The sequence below is a fragment of the Sulfitobacter pontiacus genome (assembly GCF_040790665.1).
GTDB classification, from domain to species: domain Bacteria; phylum Pseudomonadota; class Alphaproteobacteria; order Rhodobacterales; family Rhodobacteraceae; genus Sulfitobacter; species Sulfitobacter pontiacus.
Map to the genome: position 1 here is coordinate 850,515 of NZ_CP160849.1, position 19,831 is coordinate 870,345.

Consider the following 19,831-nt stretch of genomic DNA (forward strand, 5'->3'; position numbering starts at 1 on the left):
CTACGTCGAACATCTTAACGCATTCATACCAATCGTATGAGCGGGCTTTACCTCTCCCAGCTGACGCTGTCGCATTTTCGCTCGCATAAACGTGCGGTGATCGATTGCGACGCGCGGCCTGTGTCTATTTTCGGGCCCAATGGCGCGGGAAAGACCAATATTCTGGAAGCCGTGTCGTTGTTGTCCCCCGGCCGCGGCCTGCGCCGGTCAAGCGCGTCGGATATGACGCGCCGGCCAGAGGCGCTTGGCTGGAAGATCACCGCACATCTGCACAGTCTGGGCCAGATCCACGAGGTCGAGATCTGGTCAGAGGCGGGTGCCGCGCGGCAGGTGCGGATTGACGGCAAGGCGACAGCGCAGACCGGATTAGGGCGCATTGCGCGGGTGCTGTGGCTGATCCCGTCGATGGACCGTCTGTGGATCGAAGGCGCCGAAGGTCGCCGCCGTTTCCTTGACCGCATGACGCTCAGCTTTCTGCCTGACCATGCAGATCAGTCGCTTGCCTATGAAAAGGCCATGCGCGAACGCAACCGCCTACTGAAGGATATGGTGCGCGAACCGTCGTGGTATGTCGCGCTGGAACAGCAAATGGCCGAGGCCGGAAGCGCGATCCACGCCAACCGTGTCGCCGCCTTGCAAGCCATCACCGAAGCGCAGGCGCAGGCCGAGACCGCCTTTCCCACCGCGACGCTTGATCTGATCTGCGACATGCCCACCACCGCCGAGGGGTTGCGTCAGGCGCTCGCCGATAACCGGATGCGCGATCTGTCAGCAGGGCGGACCCTGATCGGGCCGCATCGCGCCGATCTTGAAGGGGTCTATGCCGCCAAGGACGTGCCCGCGCGTGATTGTTCAACCGGAGAGCAGAAAGCCCTGCTGGTGTCGCTGATCCTTGCGAACGCCCGCGCCCTGGCCGCTGATTTCGGCGCGCCGCCCCTGCTGCTGCTGGACGAGGTCGCTGCCCATCTGGACGCCGACCGTCGCGCCGCGCTCTATGACGAACTATGCGCCCTTGGTGCCCAAGCCTGGATGACCGGTACCGGAGAAGAGTTGTTCGACACGCTCGGCCCCCGCGCACAACGGCTTGAGGTGACAGAGACCCTCGGCCTATCAACTGCAAGGATGCTTCCATGACTATCGCCCTGCCCGACCTGCTGCTGTACTGCGGCGCGCTTGTGATCCTGTTTCTGACCCCGGGCCCTGTCTGGCTTGCCATTATGGCACGCGCGCTGTCGGGCGGGTTTGGCGCGGCCTGGCCGCTCGCCCTTGGGGTGGCGATCGGTGATATGCTCTGGCCGCTGGTGGCGGTGCTTGGCATCAGCTGGATCCTGTCGGTGTTTGATATGTTCATGCTTGGCATGCGCTGGATCGCCTGTGCCGTGTTCCTGATCATGGGCGTGTTGCTGATCCGCCATGCCGACGCCAAGATCGACCGCGACAACCGTCTGACCCGCCCCGGCGCGTGGGCCGGCTTCGGTGCCGGGTTGCTGGCCATTCTGGGCAACCCAAAGGCCGTTCTGTTCTATATCGGTGTGCTGCCGGGTTTCTTTGATCTGCGCCATGTCACCGCATTGGACGTGGGCGCGATCATCGCCGCATCCGTCGCGATCCCGCTGTTCGGGAACCTTGCGATCGCCGCTTTAGTGGGCAAATTGCGCGGCCTGATGACCGACCCGACGACCCTGAAACGCATCAACATCGTGGCCGGTGCGCTGCTGATCTGCGTAGGTTTGCTCATCCCCTTCGTCTAACGCAAAATCTTGTGTCAGGCGCGTGACAATCGTGGCGGAAAACACTATAAATTGGGTAACAAAAGAAGGTTTCCCAAAATGTCCGACACCGATCAGCTCCCCGAGGAATATGGCGCAGATTCCATTAAGGTTCTCAAAGGCTTAGAAGCGGTTCGCAAACGTCCGGGCATGTATATCGGTGACACCGATGACGGGTCGGGTCTGCACCACATGGTCTATGAGGTCGTGGACAACGGCATTGACGAGGCGCTGGCCGGTCATGCGGATGCGGTGAACGTCACAATTCACGACGACAGCTCTGTCTCGGTCAGTGACAACGGGCGCGGTATTCCCGTCGGTATCCACCAGGAAGAAGGCGTTTCCGCGGCCGAGGTCATCATGACCCAGTTGCACGCGGGCGGTAAGTTCGACAGCAACTCCTATAAGGTGTCGGGCGGTCTGCACGGCGTGGGTGTTTCGGTTGTGAACGCGCTGTCCGATTGGCTGGAACTGCGCATCTGGCGCGAAGGCAAGGAACATGTCGCGCGCTTTGAAGGCGGTTTCACCACCAAACACCTAGAGGTCGTGGGCCCCACCGAACGCACCGGCACCGAAGTCCGGTTCATGGCCTCGACCGAGACGTTTTCGAACCTCGACTATAGCTTCGAGACGCTGGAAAAACGTCTGCGCGAACTGGCGTTCCTGAACTCCGGCGTGCGCATCATCCTGACCGATGAACGCCCTGCCGAACCTCTGCGGACCGAGCTTTTCTATGAAGGCGGCGTGAAGGAATTCGTGAAATACCTCGACCGGTCGAAAACCTCTGTCATGCCCGAACCGATTTTCATCACGGGCGAGAAAGACGATATCGGCGTCGAAGTCGCGATGTGGTGGAACGACAGCTACCATGAAAACGTGCTGCCGTTTACCAACAACATCCCGCAGCGTGACGGCGGCACCCACACCGCGGGCTTCCGCGGGGCGCTGACGCGGACGATCAACAACTACGCGCAATCTTCAGGTATCGCGAAGAAGGAAAAAGTATCCTTCACCGGGGATGACGCCCGCGAAGGCCTGACCTGCGTGCTGTCGGTCAAGGTGCCCGACCCCAAGTTCAGCTCTCAGACCAAGGACAAACTTGTCAGCTCCGAAGTGCGCCCCGCCGTCGAAGGCCTGGTGAACGAAAAGCTGGCCGAATGGTTTGAAGAAAACCCGCAGATCGCCAAGATCGTTGTCGGCAAGATCATCGAAGCCGCCCACGCCCGCGAAGCAGCGCGCAAGGCCCGCGACCTGACCCGCCGCAAGACCGCGATGGATGTGAACTTCCTTGCGGGCAAGCTCAAGGATTGCTCCGAAAAAGACCCGTCCAAAACCGAAGTCTTTCTGGTGGAGGGTGACTCCGCCGGTGGCTCTGCGCAAACGGGCCGTGACCGCCAGACACAGGCGATCTTGCCCCTGAAAGGTAAGATCCTGAACGTCGAACGCGCCCGGTTTGACCGGATGCTGGGCAGTCAGGAAATCGGAAACCTTGTTATGGCGCTCGGCACCGGGATTGGCCGCGATGAATTCAACATCGATAAACTGCGCTACCACAAGATCGTCATCATGACCGATGCGGATGTTGACGGCGCACACATCCGTACGCTGTTGCTCACGTTCTTCTACCGTCAGATGCCGCAGCTGATCGAGAACGGCCACCTCTATATCGCGCAGCCGCCCTTGTACAAAGTGTCGCGTGGCAAGTCCGAGGTCTACCTCAAGGATCAGGCCGCGATGGAGGACTACCTGATCCAGCAGGGCATTGAAGGCGCTATGCTAAAACAGGGCAATGGCGAGGAAATCACAGGTCAGGATCTGGCCCGCGTTGTCGATCTGGCCCGCCAGATGCGTCGTGTTCTTGAAGCTTTCCCGACCCATTACCCCCGCCATATTCTGGAACAGGCCGCCATCGCCGGTGCCTTTGTGCCGGGCGCGGTCGATGCTGATCTGCAAGGCGTGGCCGACAAGGTCGCAGAGCGTCTGAACCTGATCGCATTGGAATGGGAACGTGGCTGGCAAGGCCGCATCACCCAAGACCACGGCGTTCGCCTCGCCCGCATCCTGCGCGGCGTGGAAGAGGTGCGTACCCTCGACGGTCGCATGCTGCGGTCGGGCGAGGCCAAACGCTCGGGCGGGTTCACAGAGCACCTGCAAGATGTCTACGGCACACCCGCCAAACTGGTGCGCAAAGACCGTAGCCAGCTGATCCACGGCCCCATGGACCTGCTTGAAGCGATCCTTGCCGAAGGTGAAAAAGGCCTGTCCCTGCAACGCTACAAAGGTCTGGGCGAAATGAACCCCGATCAGCTGTGGGAAACCACGCTTGACCCCGACGCCCGCACCCTGTTGCAGGTTAAGGTCGCGGATATGGCCGAAGCAGACGACCTGTTCACCAAGCTGATGGGCGACGTCGTAGAACCCCGCCGCGAATTCATCCAGCAAAACGCGCTGAGCGTCGAGAACCTGGATTTTTAAGCGATGTAGGGAAGCGGGTAAAATTGCGTGGCGTGCATAAGTTTGCGCGTCGCCGATGATGCCAAGCAATATGAAATCATTTTAATTCAATAACTTATTTGATTCATCCAAATACGGAGGGCTTATAGGATCGCGCCAGGCTTGCCGCCTCCCCCTTCAAATCCGAGTGAACATTCCAATTAGCCTTCAATCACTCTATGCCCATTGCCCATGACATTGGACTGGCCCCTTACCCCCCCCAATCAGCTCCGCGTTTTATGTTTACAATTACATTCGCTTAGGACAGGCGGCGATTACGGCCCTAAACTGCCACTCGTTGGGCAGATCATTGCTAGGCTGTTGCTTCCTCAAACCAGCCATCGGTGGCATCGTGCAGCATAATTTGGCAGGATGAGGTCAGCAGTGCGGGCAAACGTTGCATTGCAAGACGGTTACTATGGCCCTTGGCAGAACTTAGCTGCAAGCCACCTGCACGGACTGAACCAATAGCCATGTGACCTGCGAAGGTCGAGCCTTACGCTTAGCCAACAGCATCCGCACTGTGAGTGCTTCGGTCGCTTACCTAAAATCTTAAACATACAAAAGCATGAAAAATTGCAACACCGATATTGATAATGAATATTCATTACCTAAATTGACCATGGCCCGCGGTGAGGATGATAAATGCCCAGAATGAGCAAATCAGAAACCAGAGAAAAACTCCGCGACGCTTTGGTCGCCGAAGTTGTGGAAAACGGGATCTCCTCGTTAAATGTAGCAGGCATCGTTGCGCGGGCAAAGGTCTCCGCAGGCACGATCTACGTCCATTTTGAAAACAAGGATGACATGCTCCGGAAGGTGTACATGGAGCTCAAGGCAGACTTCCACCACACCGTCACCAAACACCAGGTCGAGACCGACAGCGCGCAACTTGTCCGAAATATGTGGTTTGCGATGTTCGACTTTGTGCGTATCCGCCCGCAGGACTTCCTGTTTCTCGATTATGTGAGTGCTGCAACGATACTCTCACCAGAGCAACAAGCCATCACGGACAAATATGCCGCTGATATTGCGGCACTCCTAAAACGTGGGGTGGATGACGGCACTTTGGCCGATCTTGATACCAGTCTGCTTTCACTTTTGTTGGTGGCTCCCGCCATGCAGCTCGCACGCAGTGCCGTCCTTTCAGGTCAGAAAATCCCCGAAAAACTGATCGAACAGACCTTTGAGCGGGTCTGGCTTTCGATCGCAAAATAGTAATCAAAAGGATCAAACCATGCCGAAAGTTATACTCATCACAGGCACATCCACTGGCCTTGGCGTGGCCACCGCCGTTCAGGCTGCACAGGCCGGACACACCGTGTACGCCACCATGCGCAACACCCAAAAACGCGGCACTCTCGATGCGGCTGCACAGGTTGCGGGGGTAACGCTGAACGTGCTGCAACTTGACGTGCAGGATGCGGACTCTGTCAACGCAGCAGTCGATACCGTTATTGACGAACAGGGCCGCATTGACGTGCTGATCAATAACGCTGGCATGGGGTATGTACGCAGCCTTGAGCAGGCCGAAGAAGCTGATATCCAAAAGATCCTCGACATCAACTACACAGGCGTCACGCGCTGCATCAAGGCGGTCATGCCACACATGCGCAAAGCCCGCGCCGGCCATGTGATTAACATCAGTTCTGTCGGTGGCTTGGTTGGTCAGCCGTTCAACGAAATCTACTGCGGCGCGAAATTTGCTGTCGAAGGCCTGACGGAAGCAATGGCCAGCTACATCACCCCAGCGTTCGGCATCCACTTCACCGCCGTTGAGCCAGGCGGCATAGCTTCTGAGTTTGCCAATACGGTGCTGGAGCAAGTCGAACAGACGGGTGGCATGTTGGAAGACGAATACCTGCCGATCCTTCAAAAATATATTGCGGGTTCACAAAACCGCCAAGAGACGGGCATCTACCAGACCGCGGATGAGGTCGCTGCGATTGTCATGAAGGTAATGGGTTCACAACAGCCTCCTGTCCGCACGCGGACTTCTGAATGGTCCGAAGACTTCAGCAAACTCAAGACTGGCCTTGATCCGGATGGACTAAAGCAACAATCGCTGGTCGCCGAACAGTTCCTGAAATAGTCGGGTAATCCCCCCATTTTTAATGGGGTCCAGCCGTAGAATTCAGGCGGCTGTTTTCAGTTTCATGGCGGGTGTCATGCCGCCGATACCCATGTTGGGTCGCTCGTTGTTGTAAGTCCAGAGCCATTCAGTTGCTTGGTCTTGTGCCTCCTCGATGGTTTCGAAGATGTATTGCCCAAGCCATTCGCCGCGAACGGTGCGGTTGTAGCGTTCAATGTAGGCATTTTGTTGTGGCTTGCCTGGCTGGATGTATTCCAGTCGAACATTGCGTTTTTCGGCCCATTCCATCAGCTTACCACTAATATATTCTGGGCCATTATCGACGCGAATTGTCTGCGGTTGACCGCGCCATTCGATGATCTGGTTTAAGCTTCTGACCACTCTCTCTGCGGGCAGCGAGAAGTCCACTTCGATGCATAGGCCCTCACGATTGAAGTCATCCAGCACGTTCAATGTCCTGATCGAGCGCCCATCTGCCAGCTGATCCGCCATGAAATCCATCGACCATGTCTCATTGGGCTTATCAGGCACAGACAGGGGTTCCGGCTTGTCCCGCTTCAAGCGTTTCTTGGGCTTGATACGCAGGTTTAGCTCCAGCTCGCAGTAGATCCGATAGACCCGCTTGTGGTTCCAGCCGTAACCCTGGACGTTGCGCAGATACAGAAAGCACAGGCCGAAGCCCCAGTTGCGCTTGTTTGCTGTCAGACGTTCCAGCCAATCGGCGATCTCTTCATTCTCGTCGCTCATTACAGGGCTGTATCTGTAGCAGGTCTCGCTGATCTCGAACGCCCGGCACGCCGACGCGATGCTTACGCCGTGTCGTGCGACCGCATTCATGGCCATCCGTTGACCGGCAGGGCATTGCGAAGCAATGTCCCGAGAGGTTCTCGTCGCAGAGACGGCCTTAACGCTTTTTTCCAAGGGCTTCCTTCAGCAGATCATTTTGCATGCTCATCTCGGCATACATGCGCTTCAGACGACGGTTCTCTTCCGCCATATCCTTCATCTCGGACATCAAGGACGCGTCCACTCTCGGGATCATGCTACGCATAACCCTGCCGTGCAGTGCATGCCGCCAAACTTAGCGCGCCACTTATAGAAACTAGCGCTGCTCATGCCATGCTCACGGCACAGCTCAGAGACCGGCACACCGCCCTCCGCCTGCTTCAACACTGCCATGATTTGCGCGTCGCTGTATCGTCCGTTCTTCATCGTAAATCTCCTCAGATATCTTGCCGAGAAAATTCTACTTTTGAACACCGCTAATTTTGGGGGGGATTACCCCGTGAGCATGGGATTGAATAGCCCCTCGTTTCCTAGACACCTTCTTGGTTCACATTGAACTGTCTGTTTTCGAAGTCGACAGGCGACAGCATACCGTTTCTGACATGTTTGCGTTTCGGGTTATAGAACATTTCGATGTAGTCGAAGATGTCCTGTCCGGCCTGCTCGCGGGTTTTATATGTTCGACGCCGGACGCGTTCCCGTTTGAGCAGGTTGAAGAAGCTCTCAGGCAAGTCTTTGTCCGCCATTGGTCCGAGGACAATGGACGCGCGCATTGTCATGGCAATTCCCGCGCCTGCTCATCGAGTGTTCGATGTTGTGGGCCCGCAGACGGAAGTATCTGCTTTCAGGACTGCTGAGCTGCGGCCAATGCGGCGGCAACCTTACTGTCGCAGGCAAAGGCGCGCGCCGACGCTATTACTGTGCCAACCATAAAGAGAAGGGCAAGGCTGTCTGCACCGGCATGCCCGGCCTGTCCGAGACCGACGCTGCCGAAAGCATCCTGAGCGGTCTGCGGACAGGTCTGATGCAAGACGCCGCCTACGGGGATTTTCGGAAGAAGTTTGTAGAAAAGGTCCGAGCCCAAGAGCACGAGACCGGTGAGGCCCTGCGCCGACACGATGACCGGATCTGGGAGACGGAGAAGACCCACGCCAATCTGGTGCGCGCCGGCGAGGGCGGCACCTTTTCGGAGGCACTGATCGAACGGCTGAATGCGGTGGACGCGGAGCTGAAGGCACTGCGGGCGGAGCGGGAAGCGCTTGTCCCGACTCCCATCGACCTGCCGGAAGACCTGCCATCCCTTTACAGGGCCTACGTGGCTGATCTCGCAAGCACGCTGTCGGATGAGGTAGTTGCCGGTGCAGCGGCTGACGAACTTCACACGTTGATCGACACGGTGGTGGTGAGCCGGAACGAACACAAGGAACATCACGAGCTCGATATCCAAGGTAAGCTGCTGGAACTATTGATCGTTGGGGACAGCAAAAAGGCCGCGAGTCTTTCGACTGCGGCCTGTTCTTTAAAGTTGGTTGCGGGAGTAGGATTTGAACCTACGACCTTCAGGTTATGAGCCTGACGAGCTACCGGGCTGCTCCATCCCGCGCCGGGTGCCAATGTTTTTGTATTGGCTTATTAATTGTCATCGTTTGAGAGATACGTAGAGGTTTTGCTAGGTTTGGCGGTGACCTACTCTCCCACGTCTTAAGACGCAGTACCATTGGCGCAGTAGCACTTAACTGCCGAGTTCGGGATGGGATCGGGTGTTTTGCTTACGCTATGACCACCAAACCGAGTAAAACCTCTATGTTGTTCCTTTTGCCATTGGCAAAAGAGCAACAAGCGGGAGAGAGCGTATCCGAAGGATGCGCGTTCCCGCCTCCTCACCGTTGTGGGTAAGGATATGTCCAAGTCAGTACGACTGATTGTATGTGTATGCTTTTGTCCTAGTAAGAAGTCTTTCTTCTACTGGATCAAATCAAGCCTATCGAGCAATTAGTACCAGTCAACTGAACGTATTACTACGCTTACATCTCTGGCCTATCGACGAGATGGTCTATCTCGGCTCTCAGGGATACCTTGTTTTGAGGGGGGCTTCCCGCTTAGATGCCTTCAGCGGTTATCCTGTCCGATCATAGCTACCCAGCACTGCTATTGGCATAACAACTGGTCCACCAGTGGATCGTTCACCCCGGTCCTCTCGTACTAGGGGCAACTCCTCTCAAGTATCCTACACCCACGGAAGATAGGGACCGAACTGTCTCACGACGTTCTAAACCCAGCTCACGTACCTCTTTAAACGGCGAACAGCCGTACCCTTGGGACCTGCTCCAGCCCCAGGATGAGATGAGCCGACATCGAGGTGCCAAACACTGCCGTCGATATGGACTCTTGGGCAGTATCAGCCTGTTATCCCCGGCGTACCTTTTATCCGTTGAGCGATGGCCCTCCCACTTGGGACCACCGGATCACTATGGCCGTCTTTCGACTCTGCTCGACTTGTCAGTCTCGCAGTCAGGCTGGCTTCTGCCATTGCACTCAACGAGCGATTTCCGACCGCTCTGAGCCAACCTTCGCGCGCCTCCGTTACGATTTAGGAGGCGACCGCCCCAGTCAAACTACCCACCACACAGGGTCCCGGATCCGGATAACGGACCGCGGTTAGACATCAAGCAGAACAAGGGTGGTATCTCAAGGGAGGCTCCACGCAGACTGGCGTCCACGTTTCAAAGCCCACCACCTATCCTGCACATGTTCGGCCTAATGCCAGTGTGAAGTTGTAGTAAAGGTGCACGGGGTCTTTCCGTCTAACCGCGGGTAACCGGCATCTTGACCGGTAATTCAATTTCGCTGAGTCTATGTTGGAGACAGCGGGGAAGTCGTTACGCCATTCGTGCAGGTCGGAACTTACCCGACAAGGAATTTCGCTACCTTAGGACCGTTATAGTTACGGCCGCCGTTTACCTGGGCTTCAATTCAGAGCTCTCACTCCTCCTTTTAACCTTCAGGCACCGGGCAGGCGTCAGACCCTATACGTCGTCTTACGACTTCGCAGAGCCCTGTGTTTTTAATAAACAGTCGCCACCCCCTGGTTTGTGCCCCCAGCCCCTAGTTGCCTAGGAACCGGGCCTCCTTCTCGCGAACTTACGGAGGTATTTTGCCGAGTTCCTTCAACATAGTTCTCTCAAGCGCCTTGGTATTCTCTACCTATCCACCTGTGTCGGTTTAGGGTACGATCTAGCGATGGAGCTATTTCCAGGGACCTCTAAGCAGCCCATTCAATCCGATAAGGATGAACTACCCTCGAGATCCGTCACTTCCATCTGGCCCAGGAATATTAACCTGGTTCCCATCGACTACGCCTTTCGGCCTCGCCTTAGGGGTCGGCTTACCCTGCTCAGATTAGCTTTAAGCAGGAACCCTTGGATTTTCGGCGAGAGTGTCTCTCACACTCTTTGTCGCTACTCATGTCATCATTCTCACTAGTGATCTCTCCACCGGATCGCTCACGCGCCGGCTTCACAGAAAAGACTTTATCTTGTGCTACCGCCTACGGCTACTTGAGCACGTTTACACGTACCAAACAGACGTTAAGCGATAATAAAGATAAGTCTTATGTCACACTACGCTCTGCTACCATGCAATTAATGCATCCTAAGCTTCGGCTCATGGCTTGAGCCCCGTTACATCTTCGCCGCAAGACAACTTATTTAGACCAGTGAGCTGTTACGCTATCTTTAAAGGATGGCTGCTTCTAAGCCAACCTCCTGGTTGTTTTGGTCGTCTCACCTGCTTTCCCACTTAGCCATGAATTAGGGGCCTTAGCTGTAGGTCAGGGTTGTTTCCCTCTTCACAACGGACGTTAGCATCCGCTGTGTGTCTGCCATCTAGTACTCCTCGGTATTCGGAGTTTGGTTAGGATCAGTAAGCCTGTGGGGCCCCATTACCCATCCAGTGCTCTACCCCCGAGGGTATTCGGATGACGCTCTACCTAAATAGATTTCGCAGAGAACCAGCTATCTCCGAGTTTGATTGGCCTTTCACCCCTAGGCACAGCTCATCCCGATCCTTTTCAACGGATGTGGGTTCGGTCCTCCAATAAGTGTTACCTTATCTTCAACCTGGCCATGCCTAGATCACTCGGTTTCGGGTCTGATCCCACAAACTCAACGCCCTATTAAGACTCGCTTTCGCTACGCCTACACCTAACGGCTTAAGCTTGCTTGTGAGACCAAGTCGATGACCCATTATACAAAAGGTACGCTGTCAGGCCGTAAAGACCCTCCAACTGATTGTAGGCGTTCGGTTTCAGGTACTGTTTCACTCCCCTCGTCGGGGTGCTTTTCACCTTTCCCTCACGGTACTGGTTCACTATCGGTCAGTAAGGAGTACTTAGCCTTCGAAGGTGGTCCTCCGATCTTCAGACAGAATTTCACGTGTTCCGCCCTACTTAATACGTCCAATCATGCTTCTTATACGGGACTATCACCCACTTTGGTTGCGCATTCCAACGCATTCTAACCACACTCATGGCTCGGCTGGTCCCCGTTCGCTCGCCGCTACTAGGGGAGTATCAATTGATTTCCTTTCCTCCGGGTACTTAGATGTTTCAGTTCCCCGGGTTTGCTTTTATAAACCTATGTATTCAGTCTATAAATACCTGGTTCTGCTTACTGATGAACCCACCGTCTGTTACCTGCGAACTTACGTCCTCAAGTAGCAAAGCGGTAGGACAACAATAAACAATCAGGTGGGTTGCCCCATTCAGAAATCCATGGATCAAAGCTTATTCTCAGCTCCCCATGGCTTATCGCAGAGTATCACGTCTTTCATCGCCTCTTACTGCCAAGGCATTCACCAAACGCCCTTTTCGCGCTTGATTTGATCCAGAAAAAGAAAGACTACCTAATATGCCCTACCGCTTCGCTACTTGAGGGCTATTTACACCAACAAACTAACGACGCTGCATAAGGCAGGCAGTCCAACGCGGGAGACAGAAGCTGGTAAGAAACTGTCTTCCCTTATTCCAGATCAAAAGCATACTTTTACCCGCCCACTCTCTCAGAGTGGACAGCGAGCAGTGCATCTAGCCTACCTTCCGTGCAGGAAGCAGGCGTCACTACTCTGGTTAGTGTACTTGACTTGGACAACACGTCGCTTTCAGTCGCGATACGTTCAAAAGACCGAGGAAACAGTCAAGTAAACGCCGGCTCCAATAGGAGCAGCAACCGAGATCATCACCTAACGCGGTGCGATCAGATCGTGTTGTTTGTTACTTCAAGATTACTCTTAAAGTAACTGTATCTCTCTTTACGATGTCAATCAGATGCATTCCAAAGGAATGTCACCCATGCGCTTGCGCGCCGTCCGATTGGACGATTAAGAACTGCGAACAGTGCTTAATGGTCAAATCGTGTGCTTGCCCAACGCGTGCTTTGCTGCGCAAAACCCTGTTTGGGCGACGATCTTTAGCTGGCAAAGATCTTGGTGGGTCGAGGAGGACTTGAACCTCCGACCTCACGCTTATCAGGCGTGCGCTCTAACCACCTGAGCTACCGACCCAGCGTGTTTTGCAAAGCAAAACCGCGACGTCCCGGCAGGGCATTCCGAAGGAATGTCCCGAGAGGGACCAGCCCAAGCGGTTATTCAAGGGCCGTATGCTTGGTGGAGCCTAGGAGGATCGAACTCCTGACCTCCTGAATGCAAATCAGGCGCTCTCCCAGCTGAGCTAAGGCCCCAGCGTAGCCCGAGGGCTGCGTGTTACGTTGGCTGCATGAAGCAACCCTACCCCTTCCGGGACATTTGCTGTGCAAATACCCTGTCGGGGCTTCGCGCCTCACTGCGTGAGACGCTTGCTGAAGAGATATGAGGACGGCTCGGTCCGAAAGGTCATCTTGCGATGCCTTGAATATGGTCAGTTTTGTTTACTGACCTGCTAAGTGATCTACGAGTGAGAACAAGTTCTCGCTGCTAAGATCATCCTTAGAAAGGAGGTGATCCAGCCGCAGGTTCCCCTACGGCTACCTTGTTACGACTTCACCCCAGTCGCTGATCCTACCGTGGCCGCCTGCCCCCCGAAGGTTAGCGCAGCGTCGTCGGGTAGAACCAACTCCCATGGTGTGACGGGCGGTGTGTACAAGGCCCGGGAACGTATTCACCGCGTCATGCTGTTACGCGATTACTAGCGATTCCGACTTCATGGGGTCGAGTTGCAGACCCCAATCCGAACTGAGACAGCTTTTTGGGATTAACCCATTGTCACTGCCATTGTAGCACGTGTGTAGCCCAACCCGTAAGGGCCATGAGGACTTGACGTCATCCACACCTTCCTCCCGCTTATCACGGGCAGTTTCCTTAGAGTGCCCAGCCGAACTGCTGGCAACTAAGGATGTGGGTTGCGCTCGTTGCCGGACTTAACCGAACATCTCACGACACGAGCTGACGACAGCCATGCAGCACCTGTCACTGCGTCACCGAAGTGAACGCCCGATCTCTCGGGTTAGCACAGGATGTCAAGGGTTGGTAAGGTTCTGCGCGTTGCTTCGAATTAAACCACATGCTCCACCGCTTGTGCGGGCCCCCGTCAATTCCTTTGAGTTTTAATCTTGCGACCGTACTCCCCAGGCGGAATGCTTAATCCGTTAGGTGTGTCACCGAACAGTATACTGCCCGACGACTGGCATTCATCGTTTACGGTGTGGACTACCAGGGTATCTAATCCTGTTTGCTCCCCACACTTTCGTACCTCAGCGTCAGTATCGAGCCAGTGAGCCGCCTTCGCCACTGGTGTTCCTCCAAATATCTACGAATTTCACCTCTACACTTGGAATTCCACTCACCTCTCTCGAACTCTAGACTGATAGTTTTGGAGGCAGTTCCAGGGTTGAGCCCTGGGATTTCACCCCCAACTTTCCAATCCGCCTACGTACGCTTTACGCCCAGTAATTCCGAACAACGCTAACCCCCTCCGTATTACCGCGGCTGCTGGCACGGAGTTAGCCGGGGTTTCTTTACCAGGTACTGTCATTATCATCCCTGGCGAAAGTGCTTTACGATCCTAAGACCTTCATCACACACGCGGCATGGCTAGATCAGGCTTGCGCCCATTGTCTAAGATTCCCCACTGCTGCCTCCCGTAGGAGTCTGGGCCGTGTCTCAGTCCCAGTGTTGCTGATCATCCTCTAAAACCAGCTATAGATCGTAGACTTGGTAGGCCATTACCCCACCAACTATCTAATCTAACGCGGGCCAATCCTTTCCCGATAAATCTTTCCCCCGAAGGGCTTATACGGTATTACTCTCAGTTTCCCGAGGCTATTCCGTAGAAAAGGGTATGTTCCCACGCGTTACTAACCCGTCCGCCGCTCACCCGAAGGTGCGCTCGACTTGCATGTGTTAGGCCTGCCGCCAGCGTTCGTTCTGAGCCAGGATCAAACTCTCAAGTTGAAACGCATTACTGCGTATCCTTGACGTCGAACCTCTGCACATCAAACCTGCATCACTTACTGAATGATACAGGCGTTTTCTCCGTTTGAAGTGCTTAAAGTTACCAAAGTAACAACAAGCCGTCCAAACAGTGAAGCTGACACTCCATCATCGGCCGAAGCCTAAGAGCGCGATATACAGACGTTGATCCATCGAATGAACCAAACCGCCCACATATCTCTTCAGATATCTATCAATTTCAAAGAGCGTCGAGACAAAAGAAACCAAGATGCGCCGTAAACTTCTCAGCGCGCCCCGCCTCAATTACCTCAGAATTTTCCCGCTACGTAAGACCCGAACCGTAACCCGTCGTCCCCGTCTAGCGCCCCGTGTCTGCATGTCTGCGTCTCCGGTAAGGGGCGTTCTAAGGTTTGTTCCAAATACCCGCAACCCCTTTTTTCGGATTATGACAGTTTTTCGCTACTTTCCGAATTTTCCTATAAAAACAACGGTTTGATTTTTGAAAATTCCGCGAGTCTGGCGTTTTGCGCAGCTTTATTTCGCACGCTAACACGTCATTGCCCCGCATCACTTACGCCCGCGCGGGTTATCCACAGACTCGCATCGCGAATGTGGATTGTTTCCCCCTCCCCCGGTCCGAATCCGGCACAGTCCCCGGCCCGAGCCACCGACCGGATTCGGAATCAGCGCCGTTTAGGAAGTCGTAGGACCAGCAAAGCCAGAATCGCCGCCATATAGAGGAGAGGTTCGATCTGGAAACCTTTGACCAGCCAGATGAAGTGCACCCCAGCCAGAATTGCAGCCAGATAGGTTAACCGGTGCAGCTTGCGCCACGTGGCCCCCAGCTTGCGGATCGAGAAGTTGTTCGATGTGGCCGCCAGGGGGACAAGACAAGCAAAACCCGCCATGCCGATCGTGATATACGGGCGCTTCAGAATGTCGGCCCAGATCTGCGACAGGATCCCGACGTCCAGCACCAGCCATACCAACAGGTGCAGCGAGACATATATAAAGGCGAGCAATCCCACGGCGCGGCGAAACTTGATGAGGTTCAGCCGAAGGTAGCGCCGCGCGGGCGTGATCGCCAACCCGGCGATCAACAGTTGCAAGGCCAGCAACCCCAGTTCTTTTTCCAACGCCTTGATCGGCTCCGCCCCCAGCCCGCCGGTCTGTGCCTGAAACAGCAACCACGGGATTGGCAGAAGCCCCACTATATATACGACCCATGTGGGAACACGTCGCGCGATGGTATTCAGGCGGTCGATCATACCGCCCTGCTCACTTCTATAGAGGACACGGGTTTAGATATCCTTGCTCAGGTCCATACCAGCATAGAGATCGGCGACCTCGGTCTCGTACCCGTTGAACATCAGCGTGGGGATACGCTTGGAGAAAAGCCCGCCACCAATGACCCTTTCGCTGGCCTGCGACCAACGGGGGTGATCGACCTCGGGGTTCACATTACTATAGAAGCCGTACTCCCCTGCATTCGCCTTGTTCCAACTGGTCGGGGGCTGAGTATCCGTGAGGGTGATCCGCACCACGGATTTGATCGACTTGTAGCCATATTTCCAAGGCACGACCAACCGCAGCGGTGCGCCGTTCTGTTTCGGGATGTCCTTGCCATAGATGCCGGTTGCCATAATCGTCAGCGGGTGCATCGCTTCGTCCAGACGCAACCCTTCGACGTAGGGCCAGTCGAGCACGTTATAGGCGACGCCGGGCATTTCATCAGGACGCAGCGCAGTCTCGAAGGAGACGTATTTTGCGCCGGACTGCACACCGGCCATATTCAGCAGGTCCGCCAGCTCGAACCCGTTCCACGGGACCACCATTGACCACGCCTCGACACAGCGAAAACGATAGATACGCTCTTCGATCGTCATCTGTTGCATGATGTCGTCGAACCCATAGGCACCGGGCTTGTCGACCAGCCCGTCAATCTGCACCGTCCAGGGTTCAATCGTCAGACGGTCCGCGTATCTGGCGGGGTCGTCCTTACCGGTGCCGAATTCATAGTAGTTATTGTAACTGGTGATATCTTCATAACTGTTCGGCTCTAACCCCTCCGGCGCGGCAGAGGTGCGCCCCGCGATACCGGCCAACCCGATCCCCGCCAAAGCGCCCCCCATGATCTGACGTCGGTTCATAAATGCAGCATGCGGGGTGACGTCTTTATCCGTGAGTGTGTTGATCCAGCGATAGGCCATAACAGGCGCTCCTTACCAATATACATGGGTAGCCTACTGCGGGTTGTCGCTCCTACCAAATGCAATCCGCTACATTTCAGGAGACACACCGGAATGTCAGGGCAACACATGCGAACAGGGCCGAGGTTTCCCCCGGCCCTGCCCGATCACATCACCACACTATATACTATGTACCTAGTGGACGGTCGCTTCGTCCGGTTTGGCGCGGTTGCTGGCAGCCACGCGGTCGCCGATGATCAGCCCTTCGGCACCAGCCTGCACCGGGATAAGATCCCCATCCAGCACGTCACCGGCCAGGATCATCTCGGCCAGCGGGTCTTGCAATGCACGCTGGATCACCCGCTTCAGCGGACGCGCCCCGAACACCGGATCATAGCCTTCGTCGGCGAGCCACTTGCGCGCGCCTTCGTCAAGCTCCAACCCGATCTTGCGACCGGCGAGACGCTTCAGCAGACGGTTCACCTGAATGTCGACGATCCCCGCCATGTCGGCACGTGCCAAGCGGTCAAAGATCACCGTTTCATCCAGTCGGTTCAGGAACTCGGGGCGGAAGTGAGCCCGCACCGCATCCATCACATCCCGTTTCGCCTGCGCCATGTCGCCCCCTTCGGGCAACTGGCTCAGCGCTTGCGCCCCAAGGTTGCTGGTCAGCACGATCAGCGTCTGCTTGAAGTCGACCTTACGGCCCTGACCATCCGTCAGTACACCATCATCCAAGACCTGCAGCAACACGTTGAACACGTCGGGGTGCGCCTTCTCGACCTCATCGAACAGCACGACCTGATAGGGTCTGCGCCGCACGGCTTCGGTCAATACGCCACCTTCGTCATAGCCAACATACCCGGGAGGCGCGCCGATCAGACGGGCCACGGCATGTTTCTCCATGAACTCAGACATGTCGATCCGCACCATCGCGTTCTCGTCGTCGAACAGGAATTCGGCCACGGCCTTGGTCAGCTCGGTCTTACCGACACCAGTCGGCCCGAGGAACAGGAAGCTGCCCAAGGGGCGGGCCTCGTCGTTCAGGCCAGCACGCGCACGGCGCACCGCGTTCGACACAGCTTTGACGGCGAGGTTCTGACCAATGACACGGTTGTGCAACTGGTCTTCCATGCGCAGCAACTTGTCCCGCTCGCCTTCCAGCATACGACCCGCGGGGATACCCGTCCAACGTTCGACGACGCTGGCGATCTGGTCCGGGCGCACGGCCTCTTCGACCATCACGTCGGCTTCGTTCTCTTCGGCCTCGCCCAGTTTGCGTTCAAGCTGCGGGATCACGCCATAGGAAAGCTCCCCCGCTTTGGCGAGGTTGCCTTCGCGCTTGGCGATCTCAAGCTCGGCGCGGGCACGGTCCAGCTGCTCTTTCAGCTCGCGCGCGCCCTCAAGGCGATCACGTTCGCCCTGCCACTGCGCGGTCATGGCATCGGCCTTTTCCTGCAGATCCCCCAGCTCTTTCTCCAACTTGTCTAGGCGGTCCTTGCTGGCAGCGTCGTCCTCTTTCTTCAACGCCTCGGCTTCGATCTGAAGCTGCATGATCTGACGATCCAGCGCATCCAGCTCTTCCGGTTTGCTGTCGACTTCCATCCGCAGACGGCTCGCGGCCTCGTCCACAAGGTCGATTGCCTTGTCGGGCAGGAAACGATCCGTGATATAGCGATGCGACAGGGTCGCCGCCGCCACAAGGGCAGAGTCGCTGATCCTCACACCATGGTGCAGCTCGTACTTCTCCTTAATGCCTCGCAGGATCGACACCGTATCCTCGACCGTAGGTTCGCTGACCATCACAGGCTGGAACCGACGGGCAAGTGCTGCGTCTTTTTCGACATACTTACGGTATTCGTCCAAGGTCGTCGCACCAACGCAGTGCAATTCACCCCGTGCCAAAGCCGGTTTGATGAGGTTGGCCGCGTCCATCGCACCATCCGCCTTACCGGCACCAACCAGCGTGTGCATCTCGTCAATGAACAGGATCACCTCGCCCGCGGCTTCGGTGACCTCGGTCAAGACGGCTTTCAACCGTTCTTCGAACTCGCCACGATACTTCGCGCCAGCAATCAGCGCGCCCATGTCCAGCGCCAGCAAGCGCTTGTTGCGCAGGGATTCAGGCACATCGCCATCCACGATCCGCAGGGCGAGCCCCTCGGCAATCGCGGTTTTACCTACGCCGGGCTCACCAATCAGCACCGGGTTGTTCTTGGTACGGCGGCTCAACACCTGCATGGCGCGACGAATTTCCTCGTCCCGACCGATGATCGGGTCGATTTTGCCTTCGCGGGCACGTTCCGTCAGATCAAGGCTGTACTTCTTGAGCGCCTCATACCCGTCTTCCGCACTGGCCGTATCAGCCGTGCGCCCTTTCCGGATATCATTGATAGCGGCGTTCAACCCCTGTGCGGTGACCTTGCCCGCATCCAGCGCGGTTTTCGCACCGGATTTCACCATCGCGAGTGCCATCAGCACGCGTTCGACCGGCACAAAGCTGTCGCCCGCTTTTTTGGCCAGTGTCTCTGCTTCGGCCAGCACCTTTGCGGTGGCATTATCAAGGTATACCTGCGCGGCGTCGCCCGACACCTTGGGCAGCTTGCCCAAAGACAGCGTCAGGGTTTCAGCCACACGTGCAGGATCGCCACCGGCAGCAGCAATCAGATTGCTCGCCAGCCCTTGGTCGTCATCCAGCAGTGCTTTCAATAAATGCTCCGGCGTCAGCCGTTGGTGGCTTTCACGCGTCGCGATTGTTTGCGCAGCCTGAATAAAGCCACGCGACCGTTCTGTGAACTTGCTCAAGTCCATGAGCTTCTCCTTTTTCTTAAAGCGACCACAAAGAAGATGCCTGCTTTGCAGCACATCATGGCGTGTTCCTCGGGATAGAATTTGGGGACAGAAGGAAGGGATTCAAGAGAGTCGCCTCACAAATACGTCAACAGAAAACATACACCTTTTAAGATTATTTGTCAGACTGGTGGGATTTCGCCACATTGCGAACATATTGGAATCTCACAAGAAAAATGCAGTTTCGCAATTTGTCGCTCATGGCAAGA

9 protein-coding genes, 3 tRNA genes, 3 rRNA genes and 2 pseudogenes are annotated in these 19,831 nt (G+C 55.9%); 6 read left to right on the plus strand and 11 right to left on the minus strand.

Annotated elements, in window-relative coordinates; all coding sequences use genetic code 11:
• Positions 1-36: 36 nt before the first annotated feature.
• From recF to AB1495_RS04290, 5 genes are all read left to right on the plus strand, one after another.
• Positions 37-1,134: a DNA replication/repair protein RecF gene (gene recF, locus AB1495_RS04270; RefSeq protein ID WP_074637322.1), complete on the plus strand. Its 1,098-nt coding sequence runs from the start codon at positions 37-39 to the stop codon at positions 1,132-1,134.
• Positions 1,131-1,751 carry a LysE family translocator gene (locus AB1495_RS04275; protein ID WP_074637324.1) on the plus strand — a complete coding sequence of 207 codons (621 nt, stop codon included), beginning with the start codon at positions 1,131-1,133 and terminating at the stop codon, positions 1,749-1,751. The genes recF and AB1495_RS04275 overlap by 4 nt, the downstream gene beginning before the upstream one ends.
• A 78-nt stretch (positions 1,752-1,829) precedes the next feature.
• Positions 1,830-4,244 (plus strand): DNA topoisomerase (ATP-hydrolyzing) subunit B, encoded by a 2,415-nt coding sequence (gene gyrB, locus AB1495_RS04280; RefSeq protein WP_074637326.1) that lies wholly within the window; start codon positions 1,830-1,832, stop codon positions 4,242-4,244.
• Positions 4,245-4,916: 672 nt separating this feature from the next.
• A complete protein-coding gene (locus tag AB1495_RS04285) occupies positions 4,917-5,480 on the plus strand; it encodes a TetR/AcrR family transcriptional regulator (RefSeq protein WP_244269026.1) in 564 nt (187 codons plus the stop codon).
• A gap of 19 nt (positions 5,481-5,499) precedes the next feature.
• The gene (locus AB1495_RS04290; RefSeq protein WP_074637328.1) at positions 5,500-6,354 is read left to right on the plus strand and encodes an SDR family oxidoreductase; all 855 of its coding nucleotides are present in this window, start codon (positions 5,500-5,502) and stop codon (positions 6,352-6,354) included.
• A 42-nt stretch (positions 6,355-6,396) separates the two neighbouring features.
• Here AB1495_RS04290 and AB1495_RS04295 read toward each other — a convergent pair.
• Positions 6,397-7,566 (minus strand): annotated as a pseudogene (locus AB1495_RS04295) (IS3 family transposase).
• Between the two features lie 104 nt (positions 7,567-7,670).
• A pseudogene (locus tag AB1495_RS04300) lies at positions 7,671-7,980 on the minus strand (IS3 family transposase); the annotation flags it as partial.
• Here AB1495_RS04300 and AB1495_RS04305 point away from each other — a divergent pair.
• Positions 7,952-8,710 (plus strand): zinc ribbon domain-containing protein, encoded by a 759-nt coding sequence (locus tag AB1495_RS04305; RefSeq protein ID WP_139283891.1) that lies wholly within the window; start codon positions 7,952-7,954, stop codon positions 8,708-8,710. The pseudogene AB1495_RS04300 and the gene AB1495_RS04305 overlap by 29 nt on opposite strands.
• On the opposite strand, the gene AB1495_RS04310 is transcribed toward AB1495_RS04305, so the two are convergent.
• The 9 genes from AB1495_RS04310 to clpB all read right to left on the minus strand — a co-directional run bounded on the left by AB1495_RS04310 (position 8,667) and on the right by clpB (position 19,583).
• Positions 8,667-8,743: transfer RNA gene (locus tag AB1495_RS04310), tRNA-Met, on the minus strand. The two genes, AB1495_RS04305 and AB1495_RS04310, sit on opposite strands and share 44 nt — an antisense overlap.
• Before the next feature lie 70 nt (positions 8,744-8,813).
• Positions 8,814-8,928, minus strand: a 5S ribosomal RNA gene (gene rrf, locus AB1495_RS04315).
• Between the two features lie 183 nt (positions 8,929-9,111).
• A 23S ribosomal RNA gene (locus AB1495_RS04320) occupies positions 9,112-12,019 on the minus strand.
• Positions 12,020-12,622: 603 nt separating this feature from the next.
• Positions 12,623-12,699 (minus strand) — tRNA-Ile (locus AB1495_RS04325).
• Positions 12,700-12,799: 100 nt separating this feature from the next.
• Positions 12,800-12,875: transfer RNA gene (locus tag AB1495_RS04330), tRNA-Ala, on the minus strand.
• Between the two features lie 248 nt (positions 12,876-13,123).
• A 16S ribosomal RNA gene (locus AB1495_RS04335) occupies positions 13,124-14,583 on the minus strand.
• Together the 16S, 23S and 5S rRNA genes with 3 tRNA genes alongside form the textbook arrangement of a ribosomal RNA operon.
• Before the next feature lie 683 nt (positions 14,584-15,266).
• A complete protein-coding gene (gene msrQ, locus AB1495_RS04340; RefSeq protein ID WP_074636298.1) occupies positions 15,267-15,851 on the minus strand; it encodes a protein-methionine-sulfoxide reductase heme-binding subunit MsrQ in 585 nt (194 codons plus the stop codon).
• A 33-nt stretch (positions 15,852-15,884) separates the two neighbouring features.
• Entirely contained in the window at positions 15,885-16,793 is a 909-nt protein-coding gene (gene msrP / locus AB1495_RS04345; RefSeq protein ID WP_074636300.1) for a protein-methionine-sulfoxide reductase catalytic subunit MsrP, read from the minus strand.
• Positions 16,794-16,967: 174 nt separating this feature from the next.
• Complete coding sequence (clpB, locus tag AB1495_RS04350; RefSeq protein WP_074636301.1) at positions 16,968-19,583, minus strand: ATP-dependent chaperone ClpB; 2,616 nt, start codon at positions 19,581-19,583, stop codon at positions 16,968-16,970.
• Positions 19,584-19,831 lie beyond the last annotated feature (248 nt).

What these genes read in the sequence shown, in the direction of transcription:
- msrQ (WP_074636298.1), bottom strand. Translation starts at nt 15,851, where the DNA reads ATGATCGACCGCCTGAATACCATCGCGCGACGTGTTCCCACATGGGTC.
- AB1495_RS04290 (WP_074637328.1), top strand. Translation starts at nt 5,500, where the DNA reads ATGCCGAAAGTTATACTCATCACAGGCACATCCACTGGCCTTGGCGTG.
- msrP (WP_074636300.1), bottom strand. Translation starts at nt 16,793, where the DNA reads ATGGCCTATCGCTGGATCAACACACTCACGGATAAAGACGTCACCCCG.
- recF (WP_074637322.1), top strand. Translation starts at nt 37, where the DNA reads ATGAGCGGGCTTTACCTCTCCCAGCTGACGCTGTCGCATTTTCGCTCG.
- clpB (WP_074636301.1), bottom strand. Translation starts at nt 19,583, where the DNA reads ATGGACTTGAGCAAGTTCACAGAACGGTCGCGTGGCTTTATTCAGGCT.
- AB1495_RS04285 (WP_244269026.1), top strand. Translation starts at nt 4,917, where the DNA reads ATGAGCAAATCAGAAACCAGAGAAAAACTCCGCGACGCTTTGGTCGCC.
- AB1495_RS04305 (WP_139283891.1), top strand. Translation starts at nt 7,952, where the DNA reads ATGTTGTGGGCCCGCAGACGGAAGTATCTGCTTTCAGGACTGCTGAGC.
- gyrB (WP_074637326.1), top strand. Translation starts at nt 1,830, where the DNA reads ATGTCCGACACCGATCAGCTCCCCGAGGAATATGGCGCAGATTCCATT.
- AB1495_RS04275 (WP_074637324.1), top strand. Translation starts at nt 1,131, where the DNA reads ATGACTATCGCCCTGCCCGACCTGCTGCTGTACTGCGGCGCGCTTGTG.